At 66.0% G+C, this 26981-nt stretch carries 19 protein-coding genes; 17 read left to right on the top strand and 2 right to left on the bottom strand.

Annotated elements, in window-relative coordinates; all coding sequences use genetic code 11:
* Nucleotides 1-56 precede the first annotated feature (56 nt).
* From ABWV23_RS19555 to ABWV23_RS19510, 10 genes are all read left to right on the top strand, one after another.
* Nucleotides 57-2780 carry a nitrate/nitrite transporter gene (locus ABWV23_RS19555; protein WP_353350842.1) on the top strand — a complete coding sequence of 908 codons (2724 nt, stop codon included), beginning with the start codon at nt 57-59 and terminating at the stop codon, nt 2778-2780.
* Between the two features lie 65 nt (nt 2781-2845).
* Nucleotides 2846-6571 carry a nitrate reductase subunit alpha gene (locus ABWV23_RS19550; protein WP_353350840.1) on the top strand — a complete coding sequence of 1242 codons (3726 nt, stop codon included), beginning with the start codon at nt 2846-2848 and terminating at the stop codon, nt 6569-6571.
* A complete protein-coding gene (gene narH / locus ABWV23_RS19545; protein ID WP_353350838.1) occupies nt 6568-8088 on the top strand; it encodes a nitrate reductase subunit beta in 1521 nt (506 codons plus the stop codon). The genes ABWV23_RS19550 and narH overlap by 4 nt, the downstream gene beginning before the upstream one ends.
* A gap of 2 nt (nt 8089-8090) precedes the next feature.
* Nucleotides 8091-8804 (top strand): nitrate reductase molybdenum cofactor assembly chaperone, encoded by a 714-nt coding sequence (gene narJ / locus ABWV23_RS19540; RefSeq protein WP_353350889.1) that lies wholly within the window; start codon nt 8091-8093, stop codon nt 8802-8804.
* Between the two features lie 11 nt (nt 8805-8815).
* Nucleotides 8816-9517, top strand: a complete 702-nt coding sequence (gene narI / locus ABWV23_RS19535; RefSeq protein ID WP_353350836.1) for a respiratory nitrate reductase subunit gamma — start codon at nt 8816-8818, stop codon at nt 9515-9517.
* A gap of 4 nt (nt 9518-9521) precedes the next feature.
* Complete coding sequence (locus tag ABWV23_RS19530) at nt 9522-10322, top strand: peptidylprolyl isomerase (RefSeq protein WP_353350833.1); 801 nt, start codon at nt 9522-9524, stop codon at nt 10320-10322.
* A gap of 4 nt (nt 10323-10326) precedes the next feature.
* Nucleotides 10327-10902 carry a hemerythrin domain-containing protein gene (locus ABWV23_RS19525; protein ID WP_353350831.1) on the top strand — a complete coding sequence of 192 codons (576 nt, stop codon included), beginning with the start codon at nt 10327-10329 and terminating at the stop codon, nt 10900-10902.
* Between the two features lie 84 nt (nt 10903-10986).
* The gene (locus tag ABWV23_RS19520; RefSeq protein ID WP_353350829.1) at nt 10987-12246 is read left to right on the top strand and encodes a molybdopterin molybdotransferase MoeA; all 1260 of its coding nucleotides are present in this window, start codon (nt 10987-10989) and stop codon (nt 12244-12246) included.
* A gap of 22 nt (nt 12247-12268) precedes the next feature.
* Nucleotides 12269-12790, top strand: a complete 522-nt coding sequence (locus ABWV23_RS19515) for a DUF2478 domain-containing protein (protein WP_353350827.1) — start codon at nt 12269-12271, stop codon at nt 12788-12790.
* Nucleotides 12791-12834: 44 nt separating this feature from the next.
* The gene (locus ABWV23_RS19510) at nt 12835-14031 is read left to right on the top strand and encodes an NnrS family protein (RefSeq protein ID WP_353350825.1); all 1197 of its coding nucleotides are present in this window, start codon (nt 12835-12837) and stop codon (nt 14029-14031) included.
* 7 nt (nt 14032-14038) lie between these two features.
* Here the strand turns inward: ABWV23_RS19510 and ABWV23_RS19505 are convergent, their stop codons facing one another.
* The gene (locus ABWV23_RS19505) at nt 14039-14899 is read right to left on the bottom strand and encodes a LysR family transcriptional regulator (protein WP_353350823.1); all 861 of its coding nucleotides are present in this window, start codon (nt 14897-14899) and stop codon (nt 14039-14041) included.
* A gap of 116 nt (nt 14900-15015) precedes the next feature.
* Here ABWV23_RS19505 and ABWV23_RS19500 point away from each other — a divergent pair, with 116 nt between their 5' ends.
* From ABWV23_RS19500 to ABWV23_RS19470, 7 genes are all read left to right on the top strand, one after another.
* Nucleotides 15016-17466 (top strand): GcvT family protein, encoded by a 2451-nt coding sequence (locus ABWV23_RS19500; protein ID WP_353350821.1) that lies wholly within the window; start codon nt 15016-15018, stop codon nt 17464-17466.
* Entirely contained in the window at nt 17463-19010 is a 1548-nt protein-coding gene (locus ABWV23_RS19495; protein WP_353350819.1) for a trimethylamine methyltransferase family protein, read from the top strand. Before ABWV23_RS19500 ends, ABWV23_RS19495 begins: the two co-directional genes overlap by 4 nt.
* A gap of 72 nt (nt 19011-19082) precedes the next feature.
* Nucleotides 19083-20474 carry an amidase family protein gene (locus ABWV23_RS19490; protein WP_353350817.1) on the top strand — a complete coding sequence of 464 codons (1392 nt, stop codon included), beginning with the start codon at nt 19083-19085 and terminating at the stop codon, nt 20472-20474.
* A gap of 88 nt (nt 20475-20562) precedes the next feature.
* Nucleotides 20563-21945 carry an aspartate aminotransferase family protein gene (locus ABWV23_RS19485; protein ID WP_353350815.1) on the top strand — a complete coding sequence of 461 codons (1383 nt, stop codon included), beginning with the start codon at nt 20563-20565 and terminating at the stop codon, nt 21943-21945.
* Between the two features lie 314 nt (nt 21946-22259).
* Nucleotides 22260-23360: a TRAP transporter substrate-binding protein DctP gene (gene dctP, locus ABWV23_RS19480; RefSeq protein ID WP_353350813.1), complete on the top strand. Its 1101-nt coding sequence runs from the start codon at nt 22260-22262 to the stop codon at nt 23358-23360.
* A gap of 83 nt (nt 23361-23443) precedes the next feature.
* A complete protein-coding gene (locus ABWV23_RS19475) occupies nt 23444-24766 on the top strand; it encodes a TRAP transporter small permease subunit (RefSeq protein WP_353350811.1) in 1323 nt (440 codons plus the stop codon).
* A gap of 3 nt (nt 24767-24769) precedes the next feature.
* A complete protein-coding gene (locus ABWV23_RS19470; RefSeq protein ID WP_353350809.1) occupies nt 24770-26125 on the top strand; it encodes a TRAP transporter large permease in 1356 nt (451 codons plus the stop codon).
* 78 nt (nt 26126-26203) lie between these two features.
* Here the strand turns inward: ABWV23_RS19470 and ABWV23_RS19465 are convergent, their stop codons facing one another.
* Nucleotides 26204-26950 carry a proteasome-type protease gene (locus tag ABWV23_RS19465; protein ID WP_353350807.1) on the bottom strand — a complete coding sequence of 249 codons (747 nt, stop codon included), beginning with the start codon at nt 26948-26950 and terminating at the stop codon, nt 26204-26206.
* Nucleotides 26951-26981 lie beyond the last annotated feature (31 nt).

Here is a 26981-nt window from a genome sequence, read left to right as displayed (position 1 = left end):
GTCTGGTTCCGAAACGCGCTGTTTTCGGCGTGCCCCGTATTCGAAAGGGACATCACATGACGACGCTAGACGGGGTCAGCCGCACGGAACAGACCCGTGCCCTTGGCCTCAGTACATTCGCCTTTACCGCCTGTTTCGCGGTATGGACGATCTTTTCCATCATCGGCGTCGCGATCAAGGACGAGTTGGGCCTGAGTGAGGCGCAGTTCGGCATCCTGGTCGCGACCCCCATCCTGACCGGCTCGATCACCCGCCTGTTCCTCGGCGTCTGGACCGAGAAATACGGCGGTCGGATGGTGTTTCCGGCGCAGATGATCCTGACCGCAATGGCCACCTGGGCCCTGACGCTGGCCGACAGTTACGTGATGTACCTGATCGCCGCGCTTGGCATCGGGCTTGCCGGTGGGTCGTTCATCATCGGCGTGGCCTATGTCTCGCGCTGGTACGAGGCAGGCCGCCAGGGCACCGCCCTGGGCATTTTCGGGGCCGGCAACGTCGGTGCGGCGGTGACGAAATTCGTCGCCCCCTTTGTCATGGTCGCCTATGGCTGGCATGGCGTCGCCTATGCCTGGGCGGCGGCGCTGGCGGTCATCGGCGTGTTGTTCTTCCTGTTCGCCAAGGACGATCCCGAAATGATCGAGCGGCGCCGGACCGGCGTGCGCGCGCCGACCTTGGCCGAGCAGTTCGCACCGCTCAAAAACCTGCAGGTCTGGCGCTTTTCGCTGTATTACTTCCTGGTGTTCGGGGCCTTCGTGGCGCTGGCGTTGTGGATGCCGCACTACCTGATCGAGGTCTACGGCCTTGACGTGAAGACCGCCGGGATGGCCGCGGCCTCGTTCAGCCTGTCGGCCAGCCTGTTCCGCGCCTATGGCGGCCACCTGGCCGACAAGTTCGGCGCGCGCTCGGTCATGTACTGGACCTTCGGGTTCTCGATGGTGCTGCTGTTCATGCTGTCCTATCCGCCGACCGACTACGTGATCCAGGGCAAGGACGGCCCGATCGCATTCTCGACGCAAATGGACGTCTGGCCCTTCGTCGCCACGCTCTTCGTGCTCGGGTTCTTCATGAGCCTCGGCAAGGCAGCGGTGTTCAAGCACATCCCGGTCTATTACCCGAACCATGTCGGCGCGGTCGGTGGCCTTGTCGGCATGATCGGCGGCCTCGGCGGTTTTGTCCTGCCGATCCTGTTCGGCACGTTGCTGGACATCAGCGGCGTCTACACCTCGTGCTTTGCGCTGCTGTTCGCACTGGTCGGTGTTGCGCTGCTGTGGATGCACATGTCGATCCGCGCGATGGAGCGCAAGGCCCATGGCGAGGCGCTGGATACCCTGCCGGCTCTGCCCGAGATGCAGGAGATCCACGATCCCGAGCGGACCGTGATGCCCCGCGTGCTGGAGGACTGGCGCCCCGAGGAGGACGATTTCTGGCAGGACAAGGGCCGTCGCATCGCGCGCCGAAACCTGTGGATCTCGATCCCGGCGCTGCTGCTGGCGTTCTCGGTCTGGATGGTCTGGTCGATGGTGGTCGCGCGACTGCCCGCGATCGGCTTCGACTTCTCGACAAGCCAGCTGTTCTGGCTGGCGGCGCTGCCCGGGCTTTCGGGCGCCACACTGCGCATCTTCTACAGCTTCATGGTGCCAATCTTCGGCGGCCGGTTGTGGACGACGCTCTCGACCGCCTCGCTGCTGCTTCCCGCCGTCGGGATCGGTTACGCGGTGCAGGATGCCTCCACCCCCTACCTGATCTTCCTGACGCTGGCGCTGCTCTGCGGCTTTGGCGGCGGCAACTTCGCCTCGTCGATGGCCAACATCGCCTTTTTCTTCCCCAAGGCGGAGAAGGGCAACGCGCTGGCGATGAATGCCGGGCTGGGCAACCTCGGCGTTTCGGTGATGCAGTTCCTGGTGCCCCTCGTCATCACGGCGGGAGTGTTCGGCGCCCTCGGCGGCGCGCCGCAGACCCTGTCGGACGGCGGCCAGCTGTGGATGCAGAACGCCGGTTTCGTCTGGGTGCCCTTCATCGTGGCGGCCACCGTGGCGGCCTGGATCGGGATGGACGACATCGCCGATGCGCGGGCGAGCTTCCGCGAACAGGCGATCATCTTTACCCGCAAGCACAACTGGCTGATGTGCCTTCTCTACACCGGCACCTTTGGCAGCTTCATCGGCTATTCGGCGGGCTTCCCGCTGCTGACGCGGCTGTCCTTCCCCGAGGTGAACGCGATGCAATACGTGTTCCTCGGGCCGCTGGTGGGCGCGCTGAGCCGAGCCGGCACCGGCTGGATCAGCGACCGTTTCGGCGGGGGCCGGGTGACGTTCTGGACCTTTGCCGCGATGATCGTGGCCGTGTTCGGAGTGATCGCCGCCCTTGGCGCGGGCAGTTTCGCAGGGTTCTTCGCGGCCTTCATGGCGCTGTTCCTGCTGACCGGCATCGGCAATGCCTCGACCTTCCAGATGATCCCGGCGATCATGGGCCGCGAGATTCCACGGCTGCTGCCCGATCTGGATGCGGCGGCGACCCGGAAACAGGCCGAACGCGAGAGCGCGGCGATCATCGCCTTTACCAGCGCGATCGCCGCCTATGGCGCCTTTTTCATCCCCAAGGCCTACGGCACCTCGATCGCGATGACCGGATCTCCGGTGGGCGCGCTCTGGGCCTTCCTGGTGTTCTACGCGATCTGCCTGGCGGTCACCTGGGTCTACTACACCCGGCGCGGCAGCCTGCTTTACGACCTTGAACGCGGTGGCGGGTCCAGGACCCCCGCAGCCACCCCCGCCCAGTGAACTGACAGGGGGGCCGGCGCCACAGCCGCGACCGGCCCGCCTCCGATATCGAAAGGACAGCCAACATGAGCCACCTTCTGGACAGATTGAATTTCCTTCAGCCCAAGGAACTCGCGCAGTTCTCGGACGGCCACGGCCAGCTCACCCGCGAAAGCCGCGACTGGGAAGATACCTATAGAAACCGTTGGCGGCACGACAAGATCGTGCGCTCGACCCACGGGGTGAACTGCACCGGATCGTGTTCGTGGAAGATCTATGTGAAATCCGGCATCGTCACCTGGGAGACGCAACAGACCGATTACCCGCGCACCCGTGCCGATCTGCCCAACCACGAACCGCGCGGCTGTGCGCGCGGCGCCAGCTACAGCTGGTATCTCTACAGCGCCAACCGGGTGAAGAACCCGCTGATCCGCGGCAAGCTGATGAAGGTCTGGCGCGAGATGCGCAAGACCATGGACCCGATCGCGGCCTGGACCAAGCTGCAGGGCGATCCGATCCTGCGCGCGAGCTATGTGACCTCCCGCGGCAAGGGCGGATTCGTGCGCGCCACCTGGGAGGAGGCGACCGAGATCACGGCGGCGGCCAATGCCTATACCGCCAAGACCTATGGGCCGGACCGGGTGTTCGGGTTCTCGCCGATCCCGGCGATGTCGATGATCAGCTATGCCTCCGGCACCCGCTACCTGAGCCTGTTGGGCGGCACCTGCATGTCGTTCTACGACTGGTACTGCGACCTGCCGCCGGCCAGCCCGCAGACCTGGGGCGAACAGACCGACGTGCCGGAATCGGCCGATTGGTACAACGCGGGCTTCCTGCTGCTCTGGGGCTCCAACGTGCCGCAGACCCGGACCCCCGACGCGCATTTCTATACCGAGGCTCGCTATCGCGGCACCAAGTCGGCGGTGATCTGCCCCGACTATTCCGAGGCAGCGAAGTTCGGTGACGTCTGGCTGGCGCCGCAGCAGGGCACCGATGCCGCACTGGCGATGGCGATGGGCCACGTGATCCTGCGCGAGTTCCACCTGGACCGGCAGGCAGCGTATTTCGAGGATTACTGCCGCAAGTACACCGACATGCCGATGCTGGTGCGGCTGGAGGAAAAGGACGGCCGGTTGGTGCCGGGCCGGTTCCTGCGGGCCGAGGATTTCGACGACAAGCTGGGCGAGGACAACAACCCCGAATGGAAGACCATCGCGCTCGACAACACCTCGGGCAGCTATGTCGCGCCCAACGGGTCGATCGGCTATCGCTGGGGCGAGGACGGCGAATGGAACCTCGAGGAACGCGCGAAGGGCGCCGAGACCGAGCTGAAGATGTCGCTGATCCTCGACGAGGACCATGACGACGTGGTCGGCGTCGATTTCCCCTATTTCGGCGGCGTGGCGACCGAGAATTTCGTGCGTTGCGACCACCCCGACGTGCTGACCCGCAACATCCCGGTCAAGACCGTGAAGCTGGCCGACGGCGAGGCGAAAGTGACCACCGTCTTTGACCTGTTCTGTGCCAACTACGGGCTTGATCGTGGACTGGGCGGCGACTGGGTGACCGACGATTTCAACGCCGACATGCCCTATACCCCGAAATGGGCGGAAAAGATCACCGGGGTTCCGGCCGACAAGATCACCGCCGTGGCGCGCGAATTCGCGTTGAACGCGGAAAAGACCAACGGCAAGTCGATGGTGATCCTCGGGGCCGGGTTGAACCACTGGTACCACATGGACATGAGCTATCGCGGCATCATCAACATGCTGGTGATGTGCGGCTGCATCGGCCAGTCCGGCGGCGGCTGGAGCCATTACGTGGGCCAGGAAAAGCTGCGCCCGCAGACCGGCTGGCAACCGCTGGCCTTCGCGCTGGACTGGGGCCGCCCGCCGCGCCACATGAACGCCACCAGCGCCTGGTATGCCCATACCGACCAATGGCGCTATGAAACGCTGAGCGCCGACGAAATCCTGTCGCCCACCGCCCCGGCGGGCGACTGGGACGCCTCGATGATCGATTACAACATCCGGGCCGAGCGCATGGGCTGGCTGCCCTCGGCGCCGCAACTCAAACAGAACCCGCTGGAGGTGGCCAAGGCCGCGAAAGAGGCCGGGCACGAGCCGCGCGACTATATCGCCAAGGGGCTGAAGTCGGGCGAGTTGCAGATGTCCTGCGAAGACCCCGACGCGCCCGAGAACTGGCCGCGCAACCTGTTCGTCTGGCGTTCGAACCTGCTGGGGAGTTCCGGCAAGGGGCACGAGTATTTCCTCAAGCACCTGCTGGGCACCGACAATGGTGTCATGGGCAAGGACCTGGGCGAGGAAGGCCGGCAGAAGCCGAAAGAGGCGGCCTGGCGCGACGAGGCGCCCAAGGGCAAGCTTGACCTGCTGGTGACCATTGATTTCCGGATGAGCACCACGGCGGTCTATTCCGACATCGTGCTGCCGACGGCAAGCTGGTACGAGAAGAACGACCTGAACACCTCGGACATGCACCCGTTCATCCACCCGCTGCAGGCAGCGGTGGACCCGGCCTATGAGAGCAAGTCGGACTGGGAAATCTTCAAGGCGATCGCCAAGAAGTTCCAGGAGATCGCACCGGGTTACCTGGGCAAGGAAACCGACGTGGTCGCCCTGCCGATCCTGCACGACACCCCCGCCGAGATCGCGCAGGACCAGGTGCGCGACTGGAAGAAAGGGGAATGCGATCTGATCCCGGGCAAGACCGCGCCGAACTATATCGCGGTCGAGCGGGACTATACCGCGATCTACGACCGGTTCACCGCGCTGGGGCCGCTGATGGACGACATCGGCAACGGCGGCAAGGGCATTACCTGGGACACCAAGACCGAGGTGCAGCACCTGCGCGACCTCAACGGCGTGCAACTCGACGGGCCGGCCAAGGGGCAGGCGCGGATCGACACCGACATCGACGCCACCGAGGTGGTCCTGATGCTGGCGCCCGAGACCAACGGCGAGGTTGCGGTGAAGGCGTGGAAAGAGCTGAGCAAGGCAACCGGGCGCGAACACGCGCACCTGGCCGAGGGGCAGGAACACGTCAAGATCCGCTTTCGCGATATCGCCGCCCAGCCGCGCAAGATCATCTCTTCTCCGACCTGGTCGGGCATCGAAAGCGAGGAGGTCTGCTACAACGCCGGCTATACCAACGTGCACGAGCTGATCCCCTGGCGCACGCTGACCGGGCGGCAGCAGTTGTACCAGGATCACCTGTGGATGCGCGCCTTTGGCGAGGGCTTCGTCGCCTATCGCCCGCCGGTCGACCTCAAGACCATCACCAAGGGGGTGAAGGACAGCGGCGACAGCCTGGTGTTGAACTTCATCACGCCGCACCAGAAATGGGGCATCCACTCGACCTATTCCGACAACCTGCTGATGCTGACGCTGAACCGGGGCGGGCCGGTGGTCTGGCTGTCCGAGGTCGACGCCAGGAAGGCCGGGATCGCGGACAACGACTGGATCGAGGCGTACAACGTCAACGGGGCGCTGACCGCGCGCGCCGTGGTCTCGCAGCGGATCCGCGAAGGCACGGTGTTCATGTACCACGCGCAGGAAAAGATCGTGAACACCCCCGGATCGCAGAAGACCGGGCTGCGCGGCGGCATCCACAACTCGGTCACCCGCACGGTGCTGAAACCGACCCACATGATCGGCGGCTACGCGCATCTGTCCTACGGCTTCAACTACTACGGCACCGTGGGGTCGAACCGCGACGAGTTCGTCATCGTCCGGAAAATGAACAAGGTCGACTGGCTTGACGATGAAGCGACCGAGAAGGAGGCCGCACAATGAAAGTACGCGCACAAATCGGCATGGTGCTGAACCTCGACAAATGCATCGGGTGCCACACCTGTTCCGTGACCTGCAAGAACGTCTGGACCAGCCGCGACGGCGTCGAATACGCTTGGTTCAACAACGTCGAGACCAAGCCCGGCGTCGGCTATCCCAAGGACTGGGAAAACCAGAAACGCTGGAACGGCGGCTGGGAGCGGACCAAATCCGGCAAGCTGCAGCCGAAACAGGGGTCCAAGTGGCGCATCCTGGCCAATATCTTCGGCAACCCGGATCTGCCCGAGATCGACGATTACTACGAGCCGTTTGATTTCGATTACGACCACCTGAAATCGGCCCCCGAGGTCAAGGCGTTTCCGACCGCGCGGCCACGTTCCAAGGTCTCGGGCGAGCGGATGCAGAAGATCGAGCACGGCCCCAACTGGGAGGAGATCCTGGGCGGCGAGTTCGAGAAGCGCAGCCAGGATTACAACTTTGAAGGGGTGCAGAAGGAGATCTATGGAGAGTATGAAAATACCTTCATGATGTACCTGCCGCGCCTGTGCGAGCATTGCCTCAACCCGGCCTGCGCCGCCTCCTGCCCCTCGGGCGCGATCTACAAGCGCGAAGAGGACGGCATCGTCCTGATCGACCAGGAAAAATGCCGGGGCTGGCGGATGTGCGTCTCGGGCTGCCCCTACAAGAAGGTCTATTACAACTGGGAAAGCGGCAAGTCCGAGAAATGCACCCTGTGCTATCCCCGGATCGAAAGCGGCAACCCTACCGTCTGTTCTGAAACCTGCGTCGGCCGCATCCGCTATCTCGGCGTCATGCTCTATGACGCGGACAAGATCGAATCCGCGGCCAACACGCATTCGGAGAAGGATCTCTACGACGCGCAGCTCGACGTGTTCCTCGACCCGCATGACCCGGCGGTGATCGAGGCGGCGCGCGCCGACGGCGTACCCGAAGACTGGATCAAGGGCGCACAGGAAAGCCCGATCTGGAAAATGGCGATGGAATGGAAGCTCGCCTTTCCGCTGCACCCCGAATACCGGACCTTGCCGATGGTGTGGTACATCCCGCCGCTCAGCCCGATCCAGAACGCCGCCGAGGCCGGCAAGATCGGCCATGACGGCGAGATGCCCGACGTGCGCAGCCTGCGTATCCCGGTGCGCTACCTGGCCAACATGCTGACCGCCGGCGACGAAGAGCCGATCGTGCAGGCGCTGGAGCGGATGTCGGCGATGCGCAGCTACATGCGGGCCAAGACCGTGGACGGCGTCATCGACGAGGCGATCGCGGCGCGCGTCGGCCTGAGCGGCCGGGTGATCGAGGACATGTACAAGATCATGGCGCTGGCCGATTACGAGGATCGTTTCGTGATCCCCACCACCCACCGCGAACAGGTCGAGGATGCCTATGACCTGCGCGGCGGCTGCGGCTTCACCGACGGCAACGCCTGTTCCACGGGCATCTCCGAAGGCTCGCTCTTCGGTGGCAAACGCAAGGCCCTCAAAATGCCGGAGGCGATGTGATGATGGATCGATCCCTGAAAGCGCTCTCGTTGCTGCTGAGCTATCCCAACGAGGAGTTACAGCGCGCGATGCCCGAGATCGGCGGTGTATTGGCCGCCGACAGCCGGATGACGGCCGCCGCCCGGCGCGACCTGCGCCCATTGGTGGACACCCTGAGATCAGGCGACATCTATGAACTGCAGGAGACTTATGTGGGCCTCTTCGATCGCTCGCGCAGCCTGTCGCTCAATCTGTTCGAACATGTGCACGGCGAAAGCCGCGACCGGGGGGGCGCCATGGTCAGCCTGGTCGAGATGTACCGCGATGCCGGGTTCGATCCGGCCACCTCGGAACTGCCCGATCACCTTCCCGTTCTGCTCGAATTCCTGGCGATGCGTCCCTTTTCAGACATCCAGGACACCTTGGCGGACGCGGCCCATATCTTTGCGGCGTTGCAGACCCGGCTCGACCGGCGCGACAGCCCCTATGGTGCCGTGTTCGCCGCCCTTCTGCAGATCGCGGGTGCCCGGGCCGATGCCGGGGCGGTGGAACAGCTGCTGGAGCAGCCCGAGGACGATCCCGAGGATCTGGACGCACTCGATGCCGTCTGGGAGGAGACCGAGGTCACATTCGGCCCCGATCCCAACGGCGGCTGTCCGCAGGTGCGCGACATGCTGTCCCAGATGGACACACCCGTTAACCCCGCCCCGGGCGCGCGCGCCCAGGCGGCTGAGTGATGGAGGCTCAGATGCATCACTTTCTGTTCGGAATTTACCCCTATATCGCGCTTACGGTACTGATCTTCGGGTCCATTGCCCGCTATGAGACCGAACCCTTCACCTGGAAATCCAGTTCCAGCCAGCTGTTGCGGCGGCGTCAGCTGATCATCGGCTCGGTGCTGTTCCACGTCGGCGTCCTGGTGATCTTCTTCGGCCACCTGGGCGGTCTGTTGACGCCGATCTGGATCTTCGACGCCGTTGGCATCAGCCATGGCGCCAAGCAGTTGCTGGCGGTGATCGCCGGCGGCGTGGCCGGGGTGATGGCGCTGGCGGGGGGCGGGATGTTGTTTCACCGTCGCTGGACCGATCCGCGCATCCGTCGCACTTCGAGCTTTGCCGACATCGGCATCCTGGCGCTTCTGCTGGCGCAGCTCGTGCTCGGGGTCGGGACGATCTTTGTCTCGCTGCAGCACCTGGACGGGCACGAGATGACCAAGTTCATGGCCTGGGCGCAGGGGATCTTCACCTTCGACGGGCAGGCGGCCAGCTATATCGAGGACGTGGCGCTGGTGTTCAAGCTGCACCTGTTCCTCGGGCTGACGATCTTCCTTTTGTTCCCGTTCACCCGGCTGGTGCACATGCTATCGGTCCCGCTGCGCTACCTGTGGCGGCCCGGTTACCAGATCGTGCGTTCGCGCCGGAAAACCGTGACCAAGACCCCGGCGGAGTGATCTGATGAGCAAACCCCTGTTCCCCGAAATCACCGTCAATGGAACCCCGCTCTCTACCGCCGATATCGCGGCAGAGGCCCAGAACCACCCTGCCCCGGCCGGCAAGCCGGGGCTGGCCTGGCGCCGCGCGGCGCGGGCGCTGACGATCCGCCGCGTGCTGCTGGACGAGGCCGCACGGCTGAACCTGAACCCGGTGGCGGAGGAGGTCGCGCAGGGCAAGCTGGAAACACCTGAGGAGGCCCAGATCCGGGAATTGCTGGCGCAAAACGTACAACCCGCCCCGGTCACAGAGGCGGCGCTGCTGCGCGCCTACAAGGACAGCCCCGACGCCTATCGCGCGCCGTCACTGTTCCAGCCTGCGCATATCCTGTTCGCCGCCGCCCCCGGGGATCGCGAAGCGCGCGAGGCTGCGAAGGCAAGGGGCGCGGCGGTGCTTGAGACGCTGCGCGCCGCACCCGGTCGCTTTGCCGCGCTGGCGCGCGAGGAAAGCGCTTGTTCGTCGCGCGACGCCGGCGGACAGCTTGGCCAGCTCAGCAGCGGTGACACGGTGCCGGAGTTCGAGGCGGCGATGAAGGTGGCCCCGCTGGGCGAGGTTCACGCCGAGCTGGTGGAAACCCGGTACGGGTTTCACATCCTGCGCATGGATGCCCGCGGAGAGGGCGAAGTGCTGCCGTTCGACGTGGTGCGCCCGCGTCTGGCCGAGGCCTGTGAAAAGGCAATGTGGGCCAGTGCTGCCAGTGCCTATCTGGACGGGCTGATGGACCGGGCCGAAATCGCGGGTTTCGACCCCAGGGCGGTGGCCTGACCCCATGGCGCGGGCGGGGACATATCCGGGGCGGGACGCGCAGGCGCTTGCGGGCGGCGATGTCCTGCCCGACCCGCTGAGCCACTTCGCGGAAGAGCACCTGCGCCAGCGCGAGGTCTGCGCCATGCTCGATACCCTCGCCGCCGCCGCGCGCCCGGACCGGGGCATGGCGCGCGCGGCGCTGCGATACCTCTCGACCGCCCTGCCCCGCCACATGCGCGACGAGGCCCAGATCCTGTTCCCACTGTTGCGCCAGAGATCCGCGCCGGAGGACGAGATCAACGATACCCTGCGCCGGCTGAACGCCGATCACGCGCAGAGCACCCGGGCGCTTGACGCGGTGATCGCCGCGCTCGGGCGCCTTGCCAATTCGGGCGGCGCGCTGACCGCCGAGGAAGTCACCACGATCACCGGGTTTGCCGCCCATGAGCGGCGCCACCTGATCGTGGAAAATGCGATCGTTCTGCCGCTGGCGCGGGTGGTGTTGACCGCGGGGGATCTGGAGGCGTTGCGCGGTGCGATGGTCCGGCGGCGGGGGACGGTCCAGAGCGATAAAACCGACCCCGGCGGGGACAGCTGAGATGTCGGGCGTCCGTCAACAAAGCGACAGGGTCCGGTCGGCCCATCCGGCCGCGCGCGACCACAAGGAAAGGTGGGAACCACAATGACCATTTTCGAACGGATCGAGAGCACCGCCTGCGGCTGCGACAGCGCGCCCGGGACCCCTGCTTTGATGCCGGTCTGCGACGCGGTCGCGGCGGCGCTTGCGCTGGCCGCACCGGTCGCCGAAACCGAAACGCTGCCCTTGCAGGCCGCCCTTGGCCGGTATCTTGCCGCCTCGGTGCGGGCGCGGGCGGACATCCCGCGTTTCGACAATGCGGCGATGGACGGCTACGTGCTGCGCTGCGCCGACCTGGTCGACGGCGGCCTGCTGCCGGTTCGGGGCGAATGTGCCGCCGGTGATGCCCCTGCCGCCCTGCCGAAGGGCGGAGCGATGCGCATCTTTACCGGCGCGCCGATCCCGCAGGGCGCGGATACCGTGGTGCGGCAGGAGGATGCCACGCGCATCGGCGACCGCGTCCGCATTGACACCCCGCCCCGCGCGGGGGGCTCCATTCGCAAGGCGGGCGAGACCCGCCGGCAAGGCGAGGTGATGCTGCCCCCCGATCTCCGGCTCGCGCCGCAGGATCTGGCCATCTGCGCCAGCGCCGGGGCCGGCACGGTGACGGTGCGGCGGAAACTGCGCGCGGCGTTGATCGTCACCGGAGATGAACTGAGCCCGGCGGGCGAAGAATTGACGGGCGGCGCCATCTGGGATGCGAATGCCCCCATGCTGACCGCGTTTTGCGACGAGGCGGGGATCTCCCTGGTTTCCGTGGTCCGCTGTCCCGATCGGCTTGACGACCTGTCCGCCGCGCTGGCCGCACTGGCCGGGACCGTCGACCTGATCCTCACCTCCGGCGGTGTCTCGGTGGGGGATCGCGACCACGTCAAGCCCGCGCTGCAGGCGCTGGGTGCCGAGGTGGCGGTTTCGGGCGTGGCGATCAAGCCGGGCAAGCCGGTGACGGTGTCGCGGCTGGACGGCAGCGTGATCCTGAGCCTGCCGGGCAACCCGGTCGCGGCCTTTGTTACCTGGCAGGTTCTGGGCCGCCCGCTGGTCGCCCGCCTTGCCGGGGCCGAGGCCGGGCCGGTCCGGCGGCATGTGCGCGCCTCGACCGCGCTGCGGCACAAGCCGGGGCGCTGTGAATACCGCCCGGCGCGGATCGTCGGATATGACGGCGACGGGATCGAGCGCATCGCCTGTGCCGACCACGTCAACTCTGCTGATCTTGCAGCACTTGCGCGGGCCGACGGGTTGATCCTGATCCCCGGCGACTGCGAGCAGATCAAGGCCGACGACCTACTGGAATTTCTTCCCCTGTGACGACCACCCGAAAGGACACCCGATGAAACTCGCCTATGTCATGACCGGCGAACGCGGCGCGACCGACCTCTTGCTCAGCCGGTTTGCCCGGACTTGCCTTGATCGCGGGTTGCCGGTGGCGGGGCTGGTGCAGACCAACACCGAAATCGAGGGCGCGCATCACTGCGACATGGATGTGCAGGTGCTGCCCGACGGGCCGGTGCTGCGCATCTCGCAATCGCTGGGCACCGGCGCGCGGGGCTGCCGACTGGACTCGGCTGTGCTGGAGACGGCGGTGGGAGAGGTCGAAAGGACGCTGGCGACCCGCCCCGCGCTGGTGATCCTCAACAAGTTCGGCAAGCGCGAGGCCGAGGGCGGCGGTTTCCGCGAGCTGATCGGCGCCTGTCTGGCCGAGGACATCCCGGTGATCACCGGGGTGAACGCGCTCAATCACCCGGGGTTCGAGGCGTTTTCGGCCGGTCTTGCCACGCGGCTTGCGGCCACCGAGGCGGCGCTTGACGATTGGTTGCGGGCAACGCTTGATACCGCGGCCTGCGTGGCGTGACCGACCGCAGACCCGCATAACCCTCATCCACGACAGGAGAACCCATGGCCCAGACGACAGCCGAGCAGATGCGCCAATGGCGCGGGCCGGCGCTTTTCACATTCGGATTTCGCCCTTTTTTCCTGTTCGGTGCGCTCTGGGCCGGGCTGGCCATGCCGCTCTGGATCATGGTGTTCGCCGGCGCCTTCGAGCTGCCCAGTCGGTTCGACCCGGTGTCCTGGCACGCGCATGCCTTTCTGTTCGGCTATCTCGGGGCCATCGTCGCGGGCTTTCTGCTGACGGCGGTGCCGAACTGGACCGGGCGGTTGCCTGTGGTGGGCTGGCAACTGGCCGGGCTGTTCGCGCTGTGGTGCGCGGGGCGGGTGGCGGTGCTGGTCTCGGCGCTGCTTCCGGCCTGGGGCGCAGCCGCGATCGACCTTGCCTTTCCGCTGGTGCTGAGCGCGGTGCTCCTGCGCGAGATCGTGGCCGGCAAGAACTGGCGCAACCTGATCGTTCTGGCGATGCTAGCGCTGTTCCTGGTCGCCAATCTGCTGTTTCACATCGAGGCCGCGCGCGGCGATTACGCCGCCGAGGGCTTTGGGCTGCGGTTGGGGCTGGCCTCGGGGTTGATGATGATCGGCGTGATCGGCGGTCGGATCGTGCCCTCGTTCACCCGCAACTGGCTGGTGCGCGAAGGGCGCGCGGACCGTCCGGCGGCACCGATGCAACGGTTCGACAAGGCGGTGCTGGTGGTCAGCCTGCTCATGTTGATGCTGTGGGTGGCGCTGCCGTCGCAGCCGGTGACCGGGTTTGGCCTTTTGCTGATGGGCGGGCTGCACCTGGCCCGGCTGGTCCGGTGGAAGGGCCTGCGAACCGGGGCGGAACCGCTGGTCTGGGTGTTGCACCTGGCCTATGCCTGCGTGCCGCTGGGAGCACTGTGGAGCGGCCTGTCGGTGCTCCGCCCCGATTGGATCGCCCCGGCGGGCGCCCAGCACCTGTGGATGGCGGGCGCGGTGGGGCTGATGACGCTGGCGGTGATGACGCGGGCCACGCTGGGCCACACCGGGCAGGCGCTGCGCGCCGGGCCGGCGACCCTGGCGCTCTACCTCGCGCTGGTCGTCTCGGTGCTGTTCCGGATGGCGGCTGGGCTCTGGCCGGCGATGGCGCTCTATCACCTGTCGGCGACCTTCTGGACGCTGGCCTTTGTCGGCTTTGCGGCGGTCTATGGCCCGCTGCTGGCGCGGCGACGGCCGGGCAAGTGACCCCGGCCTAGCCGCCGGGCGCCACATTGAAATGCGCCGCCAGCAGCTGGATCAGCCGCCGGTGGGACGAGCGGTGACGATTGCGCAGGTGGATCGCGGAATAGACCGGCTGCGCGATCACCGGCGCCTTTTTCACCGGGGTGAACCGCCCCGAGGCGGTCAGCCGCGCCGCCGTTTCCTCGAGCACGTAGGCGGTGCCGCCGAGGGAGGTGAGCATCGCCTCGAGCAGCATGTCCTGGCCACAGATCACCGGCGCCACGGCGAAACCGGGCAACAACGCGTCGTGCACCCCCTCGAAGGCCGGCGAGATATTGGCGCGGATATAGCTTTCTGCCGGCACCTGGTCGAGACGCCCGGCCTGGTCCGACACCATGCGGAACCGCACGTCGTTGAGCGAGGCGAAATGCAGGTCGGGATGCGGTTTCGGCGTGTAGATCACCGCGATATCGAGGTTGCCCTGCACCAGGTCGTTGCACATCTGCGATGAGAAATCGGCCTCGATGTAGAGCGCGGTCTCGGGCAGCGCCTCGCGCACCTGGCGGACCCAGTCGGCGATATGGGCGTTGGCCAGGTCGCGCTGGATGCCGACGCGCAGGGTGGTGGCGGTCGGGCCGGCGTCGCGGGTGGCGCGCAGCGCCTCGGACCAGTTGACGCGCAGGGCGCGGGCGTGCGGCTCGAACCGGATGCCCTCCAGCGTCAGCGCGGTGCCGGATCGGCTGCGCAGGAACAACCGCCGCCCCAGCGTCTTTTCCAACGCCTTGACCCGGCCCGACACGGTGGATTGCGTGATGCCCAGCCGGTCCGCGGTCCGGTTGAAACTGCGGGTCTCACAGAGGTCGAGAAAGGTTTCGATCAGTTCGATCTGCATCGGCGTATCCCGGCGCGCTAATCGGTCATGCCGATCAATAACCCCTACGTCACGCGATTGATAGAGCGGCGATCCCGTCGGATATTTTCTTACCGAGCGACAAACAGGAGGCGCAGATGGCAGAGTTCCCCACCAAGGCCCGCGTGGTGATCATCGGCGGCGGCGCGGTCGGCGCATCGAGCCTTTATCACCTCGCGAAAAAGGGCTGGACCGATTGCGTCCTGCTGGAAAAGAACGAGTTGACCGCCGGCTCGACCTGGCACGCGGCGGGCAATGTTCCCACCTTTTCGACCTCCTGGGCGGTGATGAACATGCAGCGCTACTCGACCGAGCTGTATTCCGGTCTGGGCGAGGCGGTCGATTACCCGATGAATTACCATGTCACCGGCTCCCTTCGCCTGGCCCACAGCGAAGAGCGGATGCAGGAGTTTCGCCGCGCCGCCGCGATGGGGCGCTACCAGGGGATGCAGATCGAGATCCTGTCCCCCGAGGAGGCCAAGGAACGCTATCCCTTTCTCGAGACCCACGACCTGGCCGGCGTGCTTTATGACCCGCATGACGGCGACATCGACCCGGCGCAACTGACCCAGGCGCTGGCCAAGGGCGCGCGCAGCATGGGCGCGCGCATCCTGCGTTTCACCCCAGCGACAGGGGTGACGCAAAAGGCGGACGGCAGCTGGATCGTGCACACCGACAAGGGCGATATCGCCTGTGATCACGTGGTCAACGCCGCCGGATATTACGCCCAGCGCGTCGGCGAATGGTTCAAGCCCTATGGCGGGCGCACCGTGCCGATGATGGTGATGAGCCACCAGTACCTGCTGTCCGAAGAGGTGCCCGAGGTCGAGGCCTGGACCAGGCAAAGCGGGCACAAGCTGCCGCTTTTGCGCGATGTCGATACCTCCTATTACCTGCGGCAGGAGAAGCACGGGTTCAACCTTGGCCCCTATGAGCCGAACTGCCAGGCGCATTGGGTCGACGAGAGCGACCCGATACCCGAGGATTTCAGCTTTCAGCTCTGGCAGGACGACCTTGACCGGATCGAGGAGATCGTCACCGACGCAATGGAGCGGGTGCCGCTGCTGGCCACCTCCGGGGTGAGCCGGGTGATCAACGGGCCGATCCCCTATGCCCCCGACGGGCTGCCGCTGCTTGGTCCGATGCCGGGGGTGCGCAATGCCTACGAGGCCTGCGTCTTTACCTTCGGCATCGCGCAGGCGGGCGGCGCCGGCAAGGTCCTGGCCGAGTGGATCGTCGATGGCGCGACCGAGTGGGACATGTGGGCCTGCGACCCGCGCCGCTTTACCGATTACACCGATCACGACTATTGCGTCGCCAAGGGGATGGAGGTCTACGGCCACGAATACGCCATGCATTTCCCCTGGCACGAATGGCCCGCCGGTCGCGACAGGAAGCTGTCGCCAGTGCATGACAGGATCAAGGCGCTGGGTGGCCAGATGGGCGCCTATAACGGGTGGGAGCGCGCCAACTGGTTCGCGCAGCCCGGTGACGACACCTCCGAGGCGGCGACGCATACCTGGGGTCGCACCGGCCCGTGGGAGCAGCGCATCCGCGAGGAATGCGAGGCAGTGCGCGACGGCGTCGGCGTGCTGGACCTGCCGGGGTTCTCGCGGTTCAACCTGTCAGGCGCGGGGGCGGCGGACTGGCTGCGCGGGCGCATCGCCGGGGGCCTGCCCAAGGTCGGGCGCATGAACCTTGCCTATTTCCCCGATGATCGCGGTCGCATCCTGACCGAGATGAGCCTTCTGCGCCACGATGAGGACTTTTTCACCATTATCACGGCGGCATCCGCGCAATGGCATGATTTCGACGTTCTGCGACCGGCAATGGATGCCGGGCTGAGCCTGAGCGACCACAGCACCGAATATTCCACGCTGATCGTCACCGGGCCGAAATCGCGCGCGCTTTTCGAAACGATCAGCGAAGGGGCCGATCTGTCCTTGCCCTGGCTCAGCCACCAGGCGGCCAAGGTCGCCGGGCGCAACGCCGCGCTGGCGCGGGTCAGTTTTGCCGGTGAACTGGGATGGGAAATCCATGCCGAGACCGCCGACATGCCCGCGATCTACGACGCGGTTCTGGATGCCGGCGCCAAGCCCTTTGGCATGTGGGCGCTGAACAGCCTGCGCATCGAAAAGGGCTATCGCGCGTGGAAGGGCGATCTGTCGACCGATTACACCCTGTTGGAGGGCGGGCTGGAGCGTTTCGTCAAGCTCGACAAGCCGCAGGATTTCCCCGGCAAAGCCGCGCTGCTGGCCGAGAAACAGCGCGGGGTGAAGAAGCGTTTCGTCACGCTGGTGGTGGAGGCGGGCGATTGCGACGCGCCCTACATGTCGTGCCTGTGGCATGGCGGCGAGATCGTGGGCGAGACCACCTCGGGCGCCTGGGGCTACCGGGTGGGGGCCTCGATCGCGCTGGGCATGCTCCGGGCCGACCTGGCGGTGCCGGGCACGGAACTGGAAGTGGAGATCTACGGCGCGAAGCATCGCGCCGTGGTGCAACAGGATCGCCCCTTGTGGGATCCCGAAAACGAAAGGTTGCGCGCATGAGTCCCGTATCCCAACAGACCGGCCGTGGCGGACGACGTTCCGGCGGTCGCGCCGCCCGCGTCGCCCTGCGCGCCGCCCCGCTGTCGCAGGATATGCGCCCGGTTCGCCCCGGCCTGTCCGGCGGGCAGTACAAGCCGCTGACCGAGGCCGAGGTGCTGCGCATCCACGAGGCCGCGCTGAGCGCGTTGGAACGGATCGGGCTGAGCCAGGCCCCGCCCTCGGGCATCGCCGCGATGACCGCCGCCGGCGCGATCCTGGGCGAGGACGGGCGGCTGCGCTTTCCCCGCGCGCTGGTCGAGGACATGCTGGCCAAGGCGGCGCGCGGCATCACCCTGCACGGGCGCGATCCGCAGCACGACCTGGAACTGACCGGCACGCGGACCCATTTCGGCACCGCCGGGGCGGCGGTGCACCTGGTCGATCCGGCGACCGGCACCTACCGCGAGACCACCGCCGCCGACCTTTATGACGCCGCGCGGCTGGTCCAGCACCTGGACAACCTGCATTTCCTGCAACGGCCGATGGTCTGCCGCGACATCCCGGACAATTTCGGCATGGACGTGAACACGATCTATGCCTGCTGCGCCGGCACCACCAAGCATGTCGGCACCTCGTTCTCGGACCCGTCCCATGTCGCCGGCTGCATGGAGATGATCCACGCGATCGCCGGCGGCGAGGCGGCTTGGCGCGCACGCCCGTTCCTGTCCAATTCCAATTGCTTCGTCGTGCCGCCGATGAAATTCGCCGAGGAAAGCTGCGTGACGATGGAGCATTGCATCCGCGCCGGGATGCCGGTGCTGCTGCTGTCCGCCGGGCAGGCCGGGGCCACCGCGCCGGCGCCGATCGCCACCGCCATCGTGCAGGCGGTCGCGGAATGCCTGGCCGGGGTGGTCTATGTCAATTCCATCGCGCCGGGGCATCCGGCGATCTTCGGCACCTGGCCCTTTGTCAGCGACCTGCGTACCGGGGCAATGTCGGGCGGCTCGGCCGAACAGGCGCTGCTGACGGCGGGCTGTGCCCAGATGCACCGGTTCTACGGGCTGCCCGGTGGCGCTGCCGCCGGCATATCCGACAGCAAGCTGCCCGACATGCAGGCCGGCTGGGAACAGGGGATCACCAACGTGCTGGCCGGTCTGTCGGGGCTGAACATGGTCTACGAGGCCGCCGGGATGCATGCCTCGCTGCTGGGGTTCTGCCTGGAGAGCCTGGTCCTGGGCAACGACGTGCTGGGCCAGGTCCAGCGCTGCGTGCGCGGGATCGACGTGACAGAAGACAGCCTCTCGCTCGAGGTGATGGCCTCGGTCTGCCTTGACGGGCCGGGGCATTACCTGGGCTCGGACCAGACGCTGAAGCTGATGCAGACCGAGTACATCTATCCCGAGGTGGGCAACCGGATGAGCCCGAGGGAATGGGACGAGGCGCAGAAACCCCGGCTGCTCGATACCGCCACGGCGCGCAAGGAGGCGATCCTGAACACGGCGGTCAACATGCTGCCGCCAGAGGTCGACCGGGCGCTGCGCCAGAGGTTCGACATCGTGATCTGAGTTGGCCTGTCGCGCCGCCCCGCGCTAGAAAGGATCGGGGAATTTGACCCCGGTTTTGTACGGGATGGACAGATGGACGCGCTTTGGAGCCTGACGGCAAGCGAAATCACCACGCGGCTACGCGCCGGCGACCTGACCGCGCGCGCGGTGACCGAGGCGGCGCTGGGCCGCATCGACCTGGCCAACGGGCCGCTCAACGCGATCGTGGACCGCTGCGACGGCGCGGCGCTGGCCGCCGCCGACGCGGTCGATGCGGCCCGCGCGGCGGGGCAGGCCCTTGGGCCGCTGGCCGGTGTGCCGGTGACGGTCAAGGTCAACGTCGACCAGGCCGGCCATGCCACCACCAACGGGCTGCGCCTGCAAAAGGACCTGATCGCGGCGCAGGACAGCCCGGTGGTCGCCAACCTGCGCAAGGCGGGCGCGGTGATCGTGGGGCGGACCAACACGCCGGCCTTTTCGCTGCGCTGGTTCACCCGCAACAGCCTGCACGGGGCGACGAAGAACCCGCGCAACGGGGCGCTGACGCCCGGCGGCTCGTCCGGCGGCGGGGCGGCGGCGGTGGCGGCGGGGATGGGCGCGCTGGCCCATGGCACCGATATCGCCGGCTCGATCCGCTACCCGGCCTATGCCTGCGGGCTGCACGGGCTGCGCCCGTCGCTGGGGCGGGTTCCGGCCTTCAACTTCACCGGGCCGGACCGGCAGATCGGCGCGCAGCTGATGGCGGTGTCGGGACCGATCGCGCGCTCGGTCGCTGATCTGCGGCTGGGGCTGGAGGCGATGGCCGCGCCGGACCTGCGCGACCCGTGGTACATGCCCGCGCCCCTGCGCGGACCCGACGCGCCGCGCCGCGCGGCACTGTGCCTGGCGCCCGACGGGATGCAGGTCGCGCCCGAGATCAAGCAGGCGCTGCGCGCCGCCGCCGCCCGGCTGGAGGCCGCCGGCTGGGTGGTCGAGGAACCCGACACCCCGCCGCTGCACGAGGCGATGACGGAGCAGCTGACGCTGTGGCTGGCCGAGACCCGGCGCGGCGGCGACGCGGTGATCGGGCAGGAGGACGACCCGGACGCCAATATCGTCTATGCCCGGCTTTCGGCGCTGTGCCCGCCGGTCGATGTCAACGGGCTGCTCGACACGTTGCAGGCCCGGTCGCGGCTGACCCGCGCATGGCGCGCCTTCCTGAGCGATTGGCCGGTCCTGTTGTGCCCTGTATCGGGCGCTCTGCCTTTTTTCGATCACAGCGACGTTGAGTCGCAGGAAGAGTTCGAGGCCATCGTCGCCGCGCAGATGTTGCAGATCGCCTTTCCCTTCATGGGGCTGCCCGGGCTGACGGTGGCGACCGGCACGGTGCAGGGGCCGCATGGGCCCACCCCGGTGGGGGTGCAACTGGTCGCCAACCAGTTCCGCGAGGATCTGCTGCTGGATGCCGGCGAGGCGATCGGGGAAACGGTGCCGATCGCCCCTTGACGCCCGCCGCAACCGGAGCAGACTGCGCCCGGACCCCGCGCCCGTTGCAAGGCCGGCGCGGACCCGACGCACAACAAAGGATACGACGATGAAGCCCCTCTCCAATTCGGCACAGCACGTGGATGTCTCGACCACGCTGCACCCCTATACCGACGCCCGAGTCCACGAGGAAAAGGGCCCGCTGGTGATCGACCGTGGCGAGGGGATCTATGTCTATGACCAGTCCGGCAAGCAGTACATTGAGGGGCTGGCCGGGCTGTGGTCGGTTGCGGTGGGGTTCAACCAGCCGCGCCTGCGCGAGGCGGCAGCAAAGCAGATGGACCGCCTGCCCTATTACCACACCTTCGCGCACAAGTCGCATGAGCCCTCGATCCGGCTGGCCGAGAAACTGGTCGAGATGACGCCGGAGAACCTGACGCGGGTGTTCTATACCTCGTCCGGGTCCGAGGCGAACGACACCGTGGTCAAGATGCTGTGGTACATGAACAACGCGCTGGGACGGCCCGAGAAGAAGAAGTTCATCGCCCGCACCAAGGGCTATCACGGGATCACCGTCGCCTCGGGCAGCCTGACCGGCCTGCCGGGCAACCACCGCGATTTCGACCTTCCGGCGATCCCGGTGCGCCATGTCACCTGCCCTCATTTCTATCGTTTCGGCGAGGCGGGTGAGAGCGAGACGGAGTTCACCGCGCGCCTGCTGAAAGAGATCGAGGACGTGATCCTCGAGGAGGGCGCCGACACCATCGCCGGGTTCATCGGCGAGCCGCTGATGGCCGCCGGCGGGGTGATGCCGCCGCCCGAAGGCTACTGGCCCGGCGTCGAGGCCCTGTGCCGCAAGTACGACATCAAGCTGATCGCCGACGAGGTGATCAACGGGTTCGGCCGCTTGGGCAGTTCCTTTGGCGCGGTGCATTACGGGTTCACCCCCGACATCATGGTGACGTCGAAACAGCTGACCTCCTCCTACATGCCGCTGGCCGCGATCATGTTCTCGGAAGAGATCTATGACGCCATCGCCGACAACACCCACAAGATCGGCACCTTTGGTCATGGCTACACCGCCTCGGGGCACCCGGTGGCCACCGCCGTGGCGCTGGAGAACCTCGCCATCATCGAGGAGCAGGACCTGATGGGCAACGCCGCCCGGGTCGGCGCGGTGATGCAGGAGGCGCTGCAGCAATACGCCGATCACCCGCTGGTCGGCGAGGTGCGTGGCACCGGGTTGATCGCGGGGCTGGAACTGGTGGCCGACAAGGCAAGCAAGCGCCCGTTCGACCCGATCGGCAAGGTCGGCGCGGCGGGCTTCGACTTCGGCCACGAAGAGGGTCTGATCCTGCGCAACGTCGGCGACACGCTTGCGCTGTGCCCGCCGCTGATCGTCACCGAGGAACAGGTGCACGAGATCGTCGCGCGGCTGGGTCGGGTGCTGGACAGCACTGCCGATTGGGTCGCAGCCGAAGGCATCGCCTGACCCAAGCGGCCGCCGTCGCGGCCGTCACAGGATTTATCCCATCGTCAACCGGCAGCCCCAGCGGCTGCCGGTTTTTTCGTGTCGGACCGGGTACTGGTGGCGGAGGGTCGGCTGGTCAGGTCAAGATTACTGACCAGTTTTCCGCGACCGCGAAACCAGCCCCGGTCGGCCCGCGCGTTTTTCGCGCCGGTAGAGAGGTGGAACCAAAAAGCATCTATGCAAATTGGATAAACAAAGTTACCAATTCAAGGGCGTGAATGCAAAGCACGCGGCCGGACGGACGGGAGACCGCCCGGCACAACAGGGAGGAAGACATGACAAAATACGATATCACGCGACGGGCTGCCTTGCAGAAGGTGGCGCTGGCCGGGGCGGCCGGGCTGGCGGCGCCGTCGCTCGCCAGTGCGGCCGGCGAGACCACCACCTGGAAGATCCAGACATCCTGGCCCGGCGGCGCCGGCCTGCAGATCTTCAAGGACTGGTGCGCGACCATCGTCGAGAAAACCGGCGGCGAACTGGCCTTCAATCCGTTCGGCGCCAATGACGTGGTGGGCGATTTCCAGCTGTTCGACGCGGTGAAAAACGGCGTTCTGGACGCGGTCAACCCGTTCACCATCTATGCACAGGGGATCATCCCCGCCGCCACCTTTTTGACAAGCTATCCGCTGGGCATGCGCAACCCGCATGAGTGGGACGTATTCTATTACGGGCTGGGCGGGCTTGAGATCGCGCGCGAGATGTATGCCAAGCAGGGGATGCATTTCGTCGGCCCGGTCCACCACGGCCCGAACATCATCCACTCCAAGGTGCCGATCCGCTCGATCGACGATTTCCGGGGCCGCAAGATGCGGATGCCCGGCGGCATGGTAGCCGAGGTCTTCACCGAGATCGGCGCCGAGACCACGGTTCTGCCCGGGTCCGAGATTTTCCCAGCGCTGGAAAAGGGCACCATCGACGTGGCCGATTATGTCGGGCCTGCGGTGAACTATTCCCTCGGGTTCAGCCAGGTGACCAAGTACATCTCGATGGGGCCTCCGGGCTTCATGTCGCTGTACCAGCCGGTCGACCTGATGGACATCACCGTTGGCATGGATGCCTGGAACAAGCTGAGCCCGGCAATGCGACAGTTCGTCGAGATGGAAACCCACGTCTATTCCGACATGCACCACGCCGCGATCCAGAAGGCCGACCAGGAGGCCTGGGCCAAGTTCGAGGCCGACGGCACCGAGGTCACCCGCCTGAGCCAGGACGACGTGGAACTGATGACCGAGGTCGCGGTGCCGATCTGGTTCAAATACGCCAACCGCGACAAGGACAGCGCGCGGATCTTCAAGATCCAGCTCGATTACATGATGTCCGGCTCGCTCGGCTACGTGACCCCGGAGCAGATCGAAGGGTTGGAACTGGATCTCTGATCTGACCGACCGAGGACATGGCCTGCGCCCGGTCGCGGCGCGGGCCATGTCTGCTTTTTCGCATTGAGGCCAAGAGGGGACGCATGCCAAGTCTCGATTTCACACTGCCCCATTGGGCATATTGGTCCGGGTTGATCCTGTTCCCGATCATCGCCATGGCGCTGGCCAGGCGACCGAAACCGGAAAACCCGACCTATAACAGCGCACTGGGATACATGATCCTGGTCACGGGCGGCATGCTCGGCCTGCACCGGTTCTATCTCAAAAACCTGTACGGGCTGGTCTTCATTCCCGTGTTCCTGGCCATCCTGGTGGCCAACAGCATGGGGGCGACGGCGCGGTCGGAGCTGTCGAACGCGGCCAATACCGTGCGCATGGCCGAGGGCACGATCACCCGCGAGAGTGATCGCGCCGCCTCGGCCGAGGCCAGCCTGCCGGGGTTACGCGCCGATTTCGCCGCCGCCGAGGTGGGCTCCTTTGCCAAGCGCGGGGCCGAGAAGAAGATCAAGCGCGCCGAGGACCGCATCGAAAAGAGCCGCGCCGCCATCGAACAGGCGCGCAGCGACCTTGCCGCCGCCGAGCCGATCGAGGTGGTGGCGCAGGACCGGCTGTCGTTCTGGCGCATGATCTCGACCTATGCCTTCTACCTGCTGCTGGCCGGGATGCTGATCGACGCGGTGCTGTTGCCCGGCATGGTGCGCAAGGCCAACGCCAACCTGCCCGCCAAGGTCGAGATCACCGAGACCGAGCGCAAGCTGAAGGCGCTGGAAGAAGAGGAAATGCAGGAGGATTCGCGCCATGTCTCGGCCGGCTGGACCGGCTATATCGACCGGCTGTCGCTGTTCTGCGGCGAGTTCGTCAGCTACTGGGCGGTGATCGCGGTCTTTGTCTATTACTTCGAGGTGATCGGTCGATACGTGTTCAACAGCCCGACCAACTGGGCGCATGAATCCATGTACCTGATGTTCGGCATGCAGTACCTGATCGCGGGTTCCTACGCGATGCTGACCGAGAGCCACGTGCGCGTCGACATCTTTTACGCGCCGCTGACGCGGCGCAACAAGGCCTGGGTCGACCTGTTGACCTCGGTGTTCTTCTTCATCTTCGCCGGCACGCTGCTGGCGACATCCTATATCTTTGCCTTCGACGCGATTTCGGTGCCCTCGGGCAACTCGATCCTGTCCGACTGGGCGCGGGGCGAGATCGGTTTCGGCGAGATGCTGGCCGGCTTCGACCTGTCACAGTGGACCGATCCGAACATCCGCTGGGGCGAGATCAGTTTCAATGAATGGGAGGTTCCTCTTTGGCCGATGAAATGGGTCATGGTCATCGGCGGGCTACTGCTGGTGCTGCAGGGCATTTCGAAACTGGCGCAGGATCTGCGCGCCGTCGTGAAGGGGGCGTAAACCATGGGTCTTGATATCGGAATCGAGTGGCTGACGCTCATCATGTTCGGCTCGCTGCTGGTGCTGCTGATGGCGGGGCTGCCGCTGGCCTTTGTCACCGGCGGTCTGGCCTGTGTCTTCCTGTTCGTCCTGGGCGATGAACGGGCACTGAACATCGTGCCCAGCCGGATCTTTCCGCTGATGACGAACTACCAGTTGTCGGCGATCCCGCTGTTCATCTTCATGGCCTCGATGCTGGAGAGGGCCGGGATCATCAACGACATGTTCGATGTGATCTACAAGGTCCTCGGCGGGGTCAAGGGCGGTCTGGCGGCGGCGACCATCATCGCCTCGACCGTGCTGGCGGCGATGGTCGGCGTGATCGGCGCGGCGGTGGTCACCATGGGCATCATCGCCCTGCCCGCCATGCTGAAGCGGAACTATGATCCCAAGATCGCGATGGGTTCGATCATGGCCGGCGGCACGCTGGGCATCCTGATCCCACCGTCGATCCTGGCGATCATCTACGCGGTGGTGGCCGAGCAGTCGGTGGGCGAGCTGTTCATCGGCGCGGTCATTCCCGGCCTGCTGTTGTCGGGGATGTATGTCGCCTACGTGATCCTGCGCAGCTACATCAATCCGCAGCTCGGCCCGCCGATCCCGATGGAGGAGCGCGTCAGCAACGCCGACAAGATCCGGCTGGTCGGCAAGATGTCGGCACCGATCGCGCTGATCGTCGTGGTGCTGGGGGTGATCTTTACCGGTGTCGCCACCCCGGTCGAGGCCGCCGGTATCGGCACCTTCGGCGCCTTCATCGTCGCCGCCATCCACCGCAAGCTGGACTGGCAGACCATCCGCGAGGCCTCGATCGGCACGCTGAAGGCCAGCGCGATGGTGATCTGGATCATGTTCGGCGCGACCATCTTCGTCGGGCTTTACGTGTTGGAGGGCGGGCAGCAATTCGTCCAGAACGCGTTGCAGGCCACCGGTTTCGGCCCCTGGGGCATCCTGGTCATCATGCAGATCGTGCTGATCGCCCTCGGCATGTTCCTCGACTGGGTGGGGATCCTGCTGCTCTGCGTTCCGATCTTCGTGCCGATCGTCAAGGCATTGGGCGCGCAGGCCTTTGGCCTGGACAGCCCGGACGACCTGGTCCTGTGGTTCGGGGTGCTCTACCTGGTCAACATGCAGATGAGCTTTCTGTCGCCGCCGTTCGGCTATGCGCTGTTCTACCTGCGCGGGGTCGCACCGCCGGAGATCCCGATGACGGATATCTTCAAATCCGCACTGCCGTTCCTGGCGTTGCAGGTGGTCGGGCTGCTGTTGTGCATGTTCTTCCCCGAGATCATCACTTGGCTGCCAAGGCTGGTCTACGGCTGAGGCACCCGTCCCGCACGGTAACACCGACCGCGTCCGCCCCGGCGGGCGCGGTTTTTTCTTGGCTCCGGATCGGCCGTGTCAGCCGGCGTCCTCGGGAAAGGTGAAGCCGGGCAATTGCCCGAAGGCCTCGCGCAGGGCGACACCCCAGCCGCTCGAGATCCGCTCGTAATAGGGATCGTCGGGCTGGATGCGGAATTGCTGGCCCGGCTCGAAACTGTCGGCCTCGTAGACATGCACGTCGAGCGGCAGGCTGACCGAGAGGTTGGCCTTGATGGTCGAATCGAACGACAGCAGCAGCAGCTTGATCGCGTCCTCGAAGCTCATATCCGGGTCATAGGCCCGCACCAGGATCGGGCGGCCGTACTTGGTCTCGCCGATCTGGAAATAGGGGGTGTCGAAGCTGGCCTCGACGAAATTGCCCTCGGGATAGATCAGGAACAGGCGCGGCTCACCGCCGGCGACCTGGCCGCCCAGGATCATCGTCGCGTTGAAGGCGGAGTCGGCCTTTTGCCCGGTTTCGGCGTGGGTGGAGATCACCTCTTTCAAAGTGTTTCCGACCAGTGTCGCGACCTGGAACATCGACTTGGCCTCGAGGATGCCGGGGTGGCGCTCGGCCGGTTCCTTGCTGCGTTCGTCCAGCAGGCTGATCACCGACTGCGTCGTCGCCAGGTTGCCGGCGGTCATCAGGGTGATGTTGCGCTCGCCCCCCTGTTCCCAGATGAACATCTTGCGAAAGGTCGAGATGTTGTCGACGCCCGAATTGGTGCGGGTGTCGGACATGAAGACCAGCCCGCGCTTGAGCATGAGACCGACACAATAGGTCATGGCAGGAAACCCTTTTTGCGCCTATCAACCA

The organism is Aquicoccus sp. SU-CL01552 (genome assembly GCF_040365005.1).
Taxonomy (GTDB): domain Bacteria; phylum Pseudomonadota; class Alphaproteobacteria; order Rhodobacterales; family Rhodobacteraceae; genus Antarcticimicrobium.
Note: the sequence above shows the minus strand (reverse complement) of the source record. Positions and strands in the feature narration are given on the sequence as shown.